Raw genomic sequence first — 8,612 nt, 5'->3', positions numbered from 1 at the left:
CGGCNNNGGCATCGCNGCCGAAGCCGCCCAGGATCACGTTGAAGAACGAGCGGTTCATCGCCTTGCACATGATGTACGAGAGGATGGCACCGGACGAACCCACCAGCGAGCCGGCGATGATCAGCATCGGGTTGTTCAGCGAGAAGCCGATGCCCGCCGCCGCCCAGCCAGAGTACGAGTTCAGCATCGACACCACCACCGGCATGTCGGCGCCGCCGATCGGGATGATGATCAGCACGCCCAGCACGAAGGCGATCGCCAGCATCACCAGGAACGGCTCCCACGCCTGTGTCAGGAAGAAGGCGATGCCGAAACCGACCATCGCCACCGCGAGCAGCAGGTTCAGCCAGTGCTGGCCGGCGAACACCACCGGCGCGCCCTGGAACAGGCGGAACTTGTAGCGCCCGGCCAGCTTGCCGAAAGCGATCACCGAGCCCGAGAACGTGATCGCGCCGACGAAGCAGCCAATGAACAGCTCGACCCGGTTGCCGAGCGGGATGTCATGCGAACCGGCAGCCGTGATGCCGAACGCGGCTGGCTCCGCCACTGCCGCCACCGAAATGAACACCGCCGCCAGGCCGATCAGCGAGTGCATCGCCGCCACCAGCTCGGGCATCTTGGTCATCTGCACTTTCCTGGCCACGTAGGCGCCGATGCCGCCGCCCACCACCAGCGCGGCCAGTATCAGCGCCAGGCCGGTGCCGGGCGCTGATGCGTCCGCCCCGCCGGACAGCAGCTCGCTCTTCAGCTTGAAGATCAGCGCCACCGTGGTGAGCGCCGCCACCGCCATGCCGGCCATGCCGAAGCCATTGCCACGCCGCGCGGTGGTCGGGTGCGACAGCCCCTTGAGCGCCTGGATAAAGCAGACCGAGGCGCCCAGGTAAGACAGCGTCACCAGATTCATCGACAGGCCATTCATTGCGCGACCTCCGACAGTTTGCCGCCAGGCTGACTCTTTGCTTCAGCCCGCGCCTTGGGTGCCTTCTTCCTGAACATCTCCAGCATGCGTTGCGTGACCAGGAAGCCGCCGAACACATTGACCGCCGCCAGCGCCACCGCCAGCGTGCCCATTGCGCGGCCGACATGGCCCTCGGTCAGGCCGGCGGCCAGCATGGCGCCGACGATGATGATGGCCGAGATCGCATTGGTCACCGCCATCAACGGGGTATGCAGCGCGGGGGTAACGGTCCAGACCACGTGGTAGCCCACGTAGATCGCCAGGACAAAGATGATCAGGTTGATCACCGTGTGGTTCACCATTTCCATGATTGCTCTCCTGATCAGGCCACTGCCTGTTCGTCCCGCCGCGTCATCAGGCAGGCGGCGACGATGTCGTCTTCCTTGTTGATAACAAGCTGGCCGTCCTTGTCGATGATCAGCTTGAAGAAGTCCAGCACGTTGCGGGCGTAGAGCGCCGAGGCGTCGGCCGCCACCATGCTGGCCAGGTTGGTATGCCCAACCAGGATCACGCCGTTGTGGTTGACCACCTGGTCGGCCACCGTCAGCGGGCAGTTGCCGCCCTGCGCGGCGGCCAGGTCGACCACCACCGAGCCGGGCTTCATCTGCGCCACGGTGGCTTCCTGCAGCAGCACCGGTGCCTTGCGCCCGGGGATCAGCGCGGTGGTGATGACGATGTCGGCCTGGAGCGCGCGCTGGTGCACCAGCTCGGCCTGGCGCTTCATCCAGTCCGGCGGCATCGGGCGCGCGTAGCCGCCCACGCCCTGCGCGATNTCGCGCTCNTCGTCGGTCAGGAACGGCACGTCGAGGAACNTGGCGCCGAGCGATTCGATCTGCTCCTTGACCGCGGGGCGCACGTCNGAGGCTTCGATCACCGCNCCCAGGCGCTTGGCGGTGGCGATGGCCTGCAGGCCGGCCACGCCGGCGCCCAGGATCAGCACGCGCGCGGCCTTGACGGTGCCGGCGGCGGTCATCAGCATCGGCATGAAGCGCTGGTAGTGGTGCGCNGCCACCAGCACGGCCTTGTAGCCGGCGATATTGGCCTGCGACGACAGCACGTCCATGCTCTGCGCGCGCGTGGTGCGCGGCGCGGCNTCGAGCGCGAAGGCGGTGATGTTGGCGGCNGACATGCGCGCGTTGTTCTCGGCATCGAAGGGGTTGAGCATGCCCACCAGCACCGCGCCGGGCTTCATCTGCGCCAGCTCGGCGGCATCGGGCGCGCGCACCTTCAGCACCAGTTGCGCGCCGAGCGCGTCGGCGGCGCTGCCGATGGTGGCGCCGACCGCCTCATACGCGCTGTCGGGCTGGCTGGCGTTCAGGCCGGCACCGGCCTGCACCACCACCTTGTGGCCCTGGGCGACGTATTTCTTGACGGTCTCCGGTGTCGCGGCAACACGCGCTTCCCCCGCCCGCGTCTCAGTCGGGATCCCTATCTGCATATCAGTCTCCGTTTGGTCCCGTCCGCAAACCGGACAGGCCCTTGATGCCGGGCGCCACCGCCGGATCTAAGGCAAAGGGCGCCGGTATTGGCGGTACTACTCAGCGGGGCACGTCCCCTTCCAGCGTGACGCGGTTCAGTATCCGCTCGGCGTTGCCGTAGTCATGCACGGCATAGTGCATGGTGCAGCGGTTGTCCCACATCAGTACATCGCCCTCTTGCCACATATGGCGGTAGACGTTGTCCGGCGTCACCGAGTGCTCGTACAGGAAGTCGAGCAGCGGACGGCTCTCCGCCTCGGTCATGCCTTCGATGCACTGCGCGGTATCAGGGTGGCCTACATAGAGCGCCTTGCGCCCCGTCTCCGGGTGCGTGCGCACGATCGGGTGCACTGCCGTGGGGACCTTGTCCGAACCGGTCATCTTGGCCAGCCGCGTGCCGGAGAACCGGGCCCGCAGCCCTTCGATCATGCGCTGCATCGCCGGCGACAGGCGGTCGTACGAGACATACTGGTTGCACCACATGGTGTCGCCGCCGACGGGGATGGTCACTGCCGAGAGAATCGAGATCTTGGGCGGCACCTCGGTATAGATCGAATCCGAATGCCAGGCCTCGGTCGAGGCGGTTTCCTTGGGGATATTGGTGACCTGGGCCAGTTCCGGGAACTCTGTCAGACCCTTGAGCAAGGGGTTGCCCTGCACTGGCTTGCCCCAACGCCTGGCAAACGCGACCTGGGCGGCAGGCTGAAGGTGCTGGCCGCGGAACACCAGCACGCCATACTCGAGGAAGGCTCGGTGCAGGATCTCGAAGCTGGCATCGTCGAGCGGTTGGTTCAGGTCGACACCGGTCACGGCTGCCGCCACGGAGCCGGTCAGCGGCTTGATCTGGATTGTCATCATGTCTCCTCTTGTCTCAGGCTTCTTTGTGGATTCAGCCGATCAGCAATACGATCTTGCCGACGTGCTGGTCTTGTTTCATGTATGCGTGGGCAGCGTCAATGTCGGTCAGGGCAAAGGTCCGGTCGATCGGCAGGCGCACGCGGCCCGCGCGCAGAAATGGCAGCATGTCCCGGGCGCAGGCCTGGATGCACTCCAGCCGCTCCTGTTCCGTGCGGGTGCGGAAGGTCACGCCAATCAGCTGCAGGCGCTTGAGCCAGAGCTGCGTCAGGTCGATCTGCGCAGTCGCGGAACCCAGCCGCGCGATGTTCACCAGGCGGCCCTTGACCGCCAGGCTTTGCATATTGGCTTCGAACACCGGACCGCCTACCGTGTCGATGATGATGTCGACACCCTTGTTGCCGGTGGCCGCCAGGACCGCCTCGACCTGGTCGTCGCGCGACGCATCGATGCCGACATCCACGCCGAACTGGCTGATCTTGTCCAGCTTGGCGGCGGAGCGCGACGACGCGATCACGGGACGGGCGCCCATCAGCGAGGCGATCTGGATCGCCGCCATCGCCACGCCGCCCGAGGCGCCGTTGACCAGTACCGACTCGCCGGCGACCAGGCGGCCATTCGTGACCAGTGCGTCATGCGCAGTGATAAAGACGTTCGGGAACGCCGCGGCATCGATCCACGACAGGCCATCCGGCACCGGGATCAGCGCCATCGGATCGGCCACCACGTACTCCGCCTGGCAGCCGCGGCCATGGCCCATCACGCGGTCGCCCACGCGCCAGCCGTTGACACCCTCGCCGACTTCCGCCACCTCGCCGGCAAACTCGACGCCGGTCGTGATGGTATCGCCCGACCGTAGCTCCTTCGCCTGGTTGATTTCGCCACGGTTCAGGCCCGCCGCGCGCACCCTCACCAGTACCTGCCCCGCTGCCGCCGCCGGCACGGGGATATCCTGCACTTCGACCTTGCCGCCCTCGGGGCCCGGCACTACACGGACTGCCTTCACTGCTGTCTCCTTTTCGTCTCTCTACGCTTTTCTTGCTGCGCCTGACTCGTTCGCGAATGCCTGGACTGCGCACTGCGCGGTCGCACGGATCAGCGACAGCAGTTCCAGCGCGCGTTCGGCGGCCGCCTCGCCGCCGGGGTGGTTGCCGCGCACGAACGGCGGGCGGGCATCTTCGATCGCAGCCAGCGCCTGCAGCGGCCTTTCCGCCGCTACCGACAGCCGCCGGAATTCATTGACCGTCAACAGGTACGTGTGGAATACATCCGCCTGCCGCGACGTGGTGCCGAGCTTGTGCAGCAGCGCGTTGAGCCAGTGCGTGCCGGCCAGCATCGCGCCCTCGATGGTCATCTCGTAGTCAGCGCTGGTGCACTTGCGCAGCGATGCCTCGATGCTGCGCGCCGTTGCCATGTGCTGTTCAATGTCCATGGCGATTCCCCTCCAGCCGCGCTTCCAGCAAGTCAAGGCAGCGGCGCAGCGCGGCGTCGCAGCCCGCCGCAATTTCGGCAGTAGGCGCCAGCCCCTCGCGCAGGCAAGGATCCCGGTGGTGTTCGATGTGCTCCATCGCCTCCATCATCTCGGCGATATCGGCGGGCACCGGGCCCTCCACTTTTGGGCGGCCAACATGCAGTACATCGCCCAGCGGCCGCAACGCCGCCTTGAGGCTGCCGTCGGGCTGCGGCATCAGATAGACGCCCGGTTGCGTCGGAAAGCAGTCGTCATCCAGCGTGATGCGGGCCTGGTGCAGTGCTGCATTGACGGCATGGGTGCCGGCCGTCATGCCGGCCCAGAACCAGAGGCCGAAATCCTCCAGCGGGTCCAGGCGCGCGCGCAGGGCCTGCAACTTGGCGATCTTCTCCTTGTGTGACATGACGTTCATGTCGGCTTTCTCCGTTGATTCACAGCGTCGAAGTTCCGGCGCTGACAAACATCGCCGTTGTCAGGACGATAGACAGCGGCCGCACCGATGTCAACAAACTTCTATATAGGACTTACGCTGTGTGAGTAGTGGTTTTCTCTGATATGGCCGGTTTTAGCTTGACCATCAACCGGCAGTCTTCCTACATTGGATCCCAACATCTATACAGGAGTTGATCAAATGCCACGAGCCATCGTACTGAACGCCGCCGACAATGTGGCCACCCTGCTCGACGCCGGCGAAGCCGGCGAGCCCTGTGCGCTCGAGGGCGAGCGGCAAGGCAGGCTGGTGCTGCTGCAAGACGTGCCGTTTGGCCACAAGATCTGCATCGCCGACACGGTAGCGGGAGACACCATCCTGAAGTACGGCCAGGTCATCGGCCGCGCCAGCCGCACGGTGCGTGCCGGCGAACACATGCATGTTCACAACATCGAGTCGGCGCGCGCCCGCGGCGACCTGCACAAGGGGTAATGCAGATGGCAACAACCTTCCTGGGATATCCCCGCGAGAACGGCGCGGTCGGTGTGCGCAACTGGATCGCCGTGGTTTCGGTGATGGACAACTGCAATCCGGTGACCCGCACCATTGCCCGCACCGTGGGTGGCTGCATTCCCGTCACCACGCTGTTCGTGCGCGGCCAGTTCGGCGCCGACCTGGACTTCGCCTTCGAGTCGCTGGCCGGCCTGGGGCGCAACCCCAACGTCGCCGCGGTGCTGCTGGTGGGCCTGGAGCCGTCGTCGACCGAAGAAGTGGCGCGCCGCATCCAGCTCAGCGGCAAGCCGGTCGAACGCGTGCACTTGCAGCCCAACGGCACCGTTGACTGCATTGCCGACGGCACCCGCAAGGCCACCCGCCTTGTCCTGGCCGCGTCCCGCGCGCGCCGCGTGCCATGCCCGGTGTCGTCGCTGGTGATCGGCGTGGAGTGCGGCGGGTCCGATACCACCTCGGGCCTGAGCTGCAACCCGGTGATCGGGCGCATGGCCGACATGCTGATCGCCGAGGGCGGCACCGTGATCATTTCGGAAACGTCGGAGTTCATCGGCGCCGATCACCTGTTCGCCGAACGCGCCGCAGACGGCCGTGTGCGCGAGGCCTTCGTCAGCGCTGTGCGCAACATGGAGAATCTGGCCATCTCGCGCGGCGTCGACATGCGCGAGGACCAGCCTTCGCCCGACAACAAGCGCGGCGGCCTGACCACCGTCGAAGAGAAGGCGCTGGGCGCCATGGCCAAGGCCGGCACCAGCCCGCTGGTGGGCGTGCTGCGCTACGGCGAGGCCCCGCAGAAGAAAGGCCTGCATTTCATGGACGCACCGGCCGCGGCAGTGGAAAATCTGACTGCGCTGGCTGCCGGCGGATGCCAGCTGACCTTCTTCGGCACGGGGGTGGGCAACCCGATCGGCAGCATGGTGGCACCGACAGTCAAGGTGTGCGGCAACGTCAATACCCTGCACACCATGGCCGACAACATTGACTTCGACGTCAGCGGCGTCCTGCAACGCGGAGAGAAGATCTCCGACCTCGGCGAGCGGCTGTACGGCTATGCGACTGACGTCGCATCCGGCACGCGGCTGACCAGCGAGGTGCTCGATATCCGGGAGACCGCGATCAGTCGATTCGCACTGAGCCTCTGAGCAACCATGACCAAACTTAACAGCGTCTCCGACGCGATCATCCGCTCCATCGAATCCGGCGCACTGCGCGAGGGCGACCGCCTGCCGTCAGAGGGCGAGCTGGCCGCCATGCACGGCGTTAGTGTGGGCACTATCCAGAAGGTGCTGATCCGGCTGAAGCACTCCGGACTGATCACGCGCGAGCAGGGGCGGGGTACCTTTGTTTCCGGCACGCGCGTGGCGCCCGCGGATGTGCGCTACCTGCGCTTTCGCGACGAGCAGGGCAACGAGCTGCCGTCCTACGTGCACGCGCGCTCCGTCAAGCGTATCAAGCGCCCGGGGCCATGGTCCGAGTTCCTCGGCGGCGATGGCTGGGTGCGCATCGAGCGCGTGATCAGCGTGGGCGGGCGTCTGGACCTTTACAGCGAGTTCTGGCTGCGCGACGAGGACTTCGCCCAGCTTGGCGGCCTGGACCGGGACGCGCTGGAGAAGAACCTGCGCGAACTGATCGGCCAGCGGCTGTCGCTGCCGACGTTGCGCGTGGACCAGTGGATCCGCTTCGGCCCGGCGCCCGCCACGGCGGCGCGCGAGATCGGGCTGAAGGCCGACGCGCCGGCCTTTATCATGGAAATGCGCGGTTACACGCTGCGCGACCAGCCGCTTTACTACCAGTCGGTCTACGCCGCCCCCTTCTCAGAGCGGCTGATGATCGTGCGGGAGAAGTCCTCATGACTAAGCGATGGAGCGTCCACCGCCTGGAGCGCTGGACGTCTGCTGTTTTCGAATCGTGCGGCGTGGCGCGCGAGCACGCCATCCAGGCCGCCACCGTGCTGGTTCGCAGCGAGCTGCGCGGCTACAAGACCCATGGCATGACGCGCGTGCCCTCGTATGTCGAGCGTCTGCGTGCCGGCGACTTTAATCCGGGCGCCGGGATGTCTCACCGCAGCTTTGCCGGCGGCATCGTGCTGGACGCCGATGGCGCCATGGGCCAGATCGCCGGGCCGCACGCGGTGCAGCTTGGCCTGGAGGCGCTGGAATCGAGCGCATCCGTACTGGTTGCGGTGCAGTCGTGCGGCCACCTCGGCGCACTGGGCATCCATGCCCTGCTGGCCGCCGAGGCGGGAGCGTTCTGCCTGGTCGGTCAGCGCACGCCGCCCGTGCTGGGCATGCAGGGCTTCGCCCGCCCAGCCATCGGCCACAACCCGATCGCCTTCGGCTGCCCCCTGCCTGGCGATGCACCAATCGTGTTCGACGTGGCCTGCAGCGTCGCCGCGCGCGGCCATATCCTGCTGGCCGCCCGCGAGGGCAAAGCAATTCCCGAGGGCTGGGCGCTCGACGCCGAGGGCCAGCCAACCACCGATGCACAGCGTGCGCTGGCCGGTTCGCTGCTGCCCACCGGGGGCCACAAGGGCATCGGCATCGCCATGATGGTCGAGTGCCTGGCAGGCGCCCTCAGCGCCACCGCCGACTCGCTCTCCCCCGAGCGCAATCACGTCGGCAGTGCCGGCGCCGTGGGCCGCCAGGGCGGCTTTGTCTGGCTCGTCAGGCCCGATGCCTTCGCCGGCCCGGGCATGTTCGCCGACTACATGGCCCATTGGAGCGGCAACTACCTTGCCGCCGGCGGTGGCGATGCAAGGCTTCCGGGCCATCGCGGCAACGCCCTCGAACGTGAAGGCCGCGAGCACGGCGTCGCGTTGCCCGACGCCATTACCTGCGAGCTGACCGCGCTGGGCAGGCAGCTCGCCATCCCGTTCCCGGCTTAGCCGAATCCACGAAAACATCCACGACA

At 66.7% G+C, this 8,612-nt stretch carries 10 protein-coding genes and 1 pseudogene (1 of these 11 running past the window's edge); 4 read left to right on the top strand and 7 right to left on the bottom strand.

Going from position 1 to position 8,612, the window contains the following annotated elements; all coding sequences use genetic code 11:
- From A3AG_RS0121280 to A3AG_RS0121250, 7 genes and pseudogenes are all read right to left on the bottom strand, one after another.
- Nucleotides 1–919 (bottom strand): annotated as a pseudogene (locus tag A3AG_RS0121280) (NAD(P)(+) transhydrogenase (Re/Si-specific) subunit beta) (it extends 551 nt beyond the left edge of the window).
- Complete coding sequence (locus A3AG_RS0121275) at nt 916–1,266, bottom strand: NAD(P) transhydrogenase subunit alpha part 2 (RefSeq protein ID WP_018007377.1); 351 nt, start codon at nt 1,264–1,266, stop codon at nt 916–918. The pseudogene A3AG_RS0121280 and the gene A3AG_RS0121275 overlap by 4 nt, the downstream one beginning before the upstream one ends.
- 14 nt (nt 1,267–1,280) lie before the next feature.
- Complete coding sequence (locus A3AG_RS0121270; protein WP_018007376.1) at nt 1,281–2,396, bottom strand: Re/Si-specific NAD(P)(+) transhydrogenase subunit alpha; 1,116 nt, start codon at nt 2,394–2,396, stop codon at nt 1,281–1,283.
- A 100-nt stretch (nt 2,397–2,496) separates the two neighbouring features.
- Nucleotides 2,497–3,291: a TauD/TfdA dioxygenase family protein gene (locus tag A3AG_RS0121265; protein WP_026164361.1), complete on the bottom strand. Its 795-nt coding sequence runs from the start codon at nt 3,289–3,291 to the stop codon at nt 2,497–2,499.
- Between the two features lie 34 nt (nt 3,292–3,325).
- The gene (locus tag A3AG_RS0121260) at nt 3,326–4,297 is read right to left on the bottom strand and encodes a zinc-binding dehydrogenase (RefSeq protein WP_018007374.1); all 972 of its coding nucleotides are present in this window, start codon (nt 4,295–4,297) and stop codon (nt 3,326–3,328) included.
- Between the two features lie 21 nt (nt 4,298–4,318).
- A complete protein-coding gene (locus tag A3AG_RS0121255; protein WP_018007373.1) occupies nt 4,319–4,723 on the bottom strand; it encodes a hypothetical protein in 405 nt (134 codons plus the stop codon).
- Nucleotides 4,713–5,174, bottom strand: coding sequence for a hypothetical protein (locus A3AG_RS0121250; protein ID WP_018007372.1), 462 nt, complete (start codon nt 5,172–5,174; stop codon nt 4,713–4,715). The genes A3AG_RS0121255 and A3AG_RS0121250 overlap by 11 nt, the downstream gene beginning before the upstream one ends.
- Nucleotides 5,175–5,393: 219 nt before the next feature.
- On the opposite strand from A3AG_RS0121250, the gene A3AG_RS0121245 reads away from it, so the two are divergent.
- The 4 genes from A3AG_RS0121245 to A3AG_RS0121230 are packed head-to-tail and all read left to right on the top strand — an operon-like array spanning nt 5,394 to nt 8,586.
- Entirely contained in the window at nt 5,394–5,684 is a 291-nt protein-coding gene (locus A3AG_RS0121245; RefSeq protein WP_018007371.1) for a UxaA family hydrolase, read from the top strand.
- A 5-nt stretch (nt 5,685–5,689) separates the two neighbouring features.
- Nucleotides 5,690–6,844, top strand: a complete 1,155-nt coding sequence (locus A3AG_RS0121240) for a UxaA family hydrolase (protein WP_026164360.1) — start codon at nt 5,690–5,692, stop codon at nt 6,842–6,844.
- A 6-nt stretch (nt 6,845–6,850) separates the two neighbouring features.
- Nucleotides 6,851–7,555, top strand: coding sequence for a GntR family transcriptional regulator (locus A3AG_RS0121235; RefSeq protein WP_018007369.1), 705 nt, complete (start codon nt 6,851–6,853; stop codon nt 7,553–7,555).
- Nucleotides 7,552–8,586 carry an Ldh family oxidoreductase gene (locus A3AG_RS0121230; RefSeq protein WP_018007368.1) on the top strand — a complete coding sequence of 345 codons (1,035 nt, stop codon included), beginning with the start codon at nt 7,552–7,554 and terminating at the stop codon, nt 8,584–8,586. The genes A3AG_RS0121235 and A3AG_RS0121230 overlap by 4 nt, the downstream gene beginning before the upstream one ends.
- Nucleotides 8,587–8,612 lie beyond the last annotated feature (26 nt).

Source organism: Cupriavidus neocaledonicus (assembly GCF_000372525.1).
Lineage (GTDB): Bacteria > Pseudomonadota > Gammaproteobacteria > Burkholderiales > Burkholderiaceae > Cupriavidus > Cupriavidus neocaledonicus.
This window is presented reverse-complemented; position numbering and strand designations above follow the sequence as displayed.

What these genes read in the sequence shown, in the direction of transcription:
- A3AG_RS0121245 (WP_018007371.1), top strand. Translation starts at nt 5,394, where the DNA reads ATGCCACGAGCCATCGTACTGAACGCCGCCGACAATGTGGCCACCCTG.
- A3AG_RS0121235 (WP_018007369.1), top strand. Translation starts at nt 6,851, where the DNA reads ATGACCAAACTTAACAGCGTCTCCGACGCGATCATCCGCTCCATCGAA.
- A3AG_RS0121265 (WP_026164361.1), bottom strand. Translation starts at nt 3,291, where the DNA reads ATGACAATCCAGATCAAGCCGCTGACCGGCTCCGTGGCGGCAGCCGTG.
- A3AG_RS0121255 (WP_018007373.1), bottom strand. Translation starts at nt 4,723, where the DNA reads ATGGACATTGAACAGCACATGGCAACGGCGCGCAGCATCGAGGCATCG.
- A3AG_RS0121230 (WP_018007368.1), top strand. Translation starts at nt 7,552, where the DNA reads ATGACTAAGCGATGGAGCGTCCACCGCCTGGAGCGCTGGACGTCTGCT.
- A3AG_RS0121250 (WP_018007372.1), bottom strand. Translation starts at nt 5,174, where the DNA reads ATGAACGTCATGTCACACAAGGAGAAGATCGCCAAGTTGCAGGCCCTG.
- A3AG_RS0121275 (WP_018007377.1), bottom strand. Translation starts at nt 1,266, where the DNA reads ATGGAAATGGTGAACCACACGGTGATCAACCTGATCATCTTTGTCCTG.
- A3AG_RS0121240 (WP_026164360.1), top strand. Translation starts at nt 5,690, where the DNA reads ATGGCAACAACCTTCCTGGGATATCCCCGCGAGAACGGCGCGGTCGGT.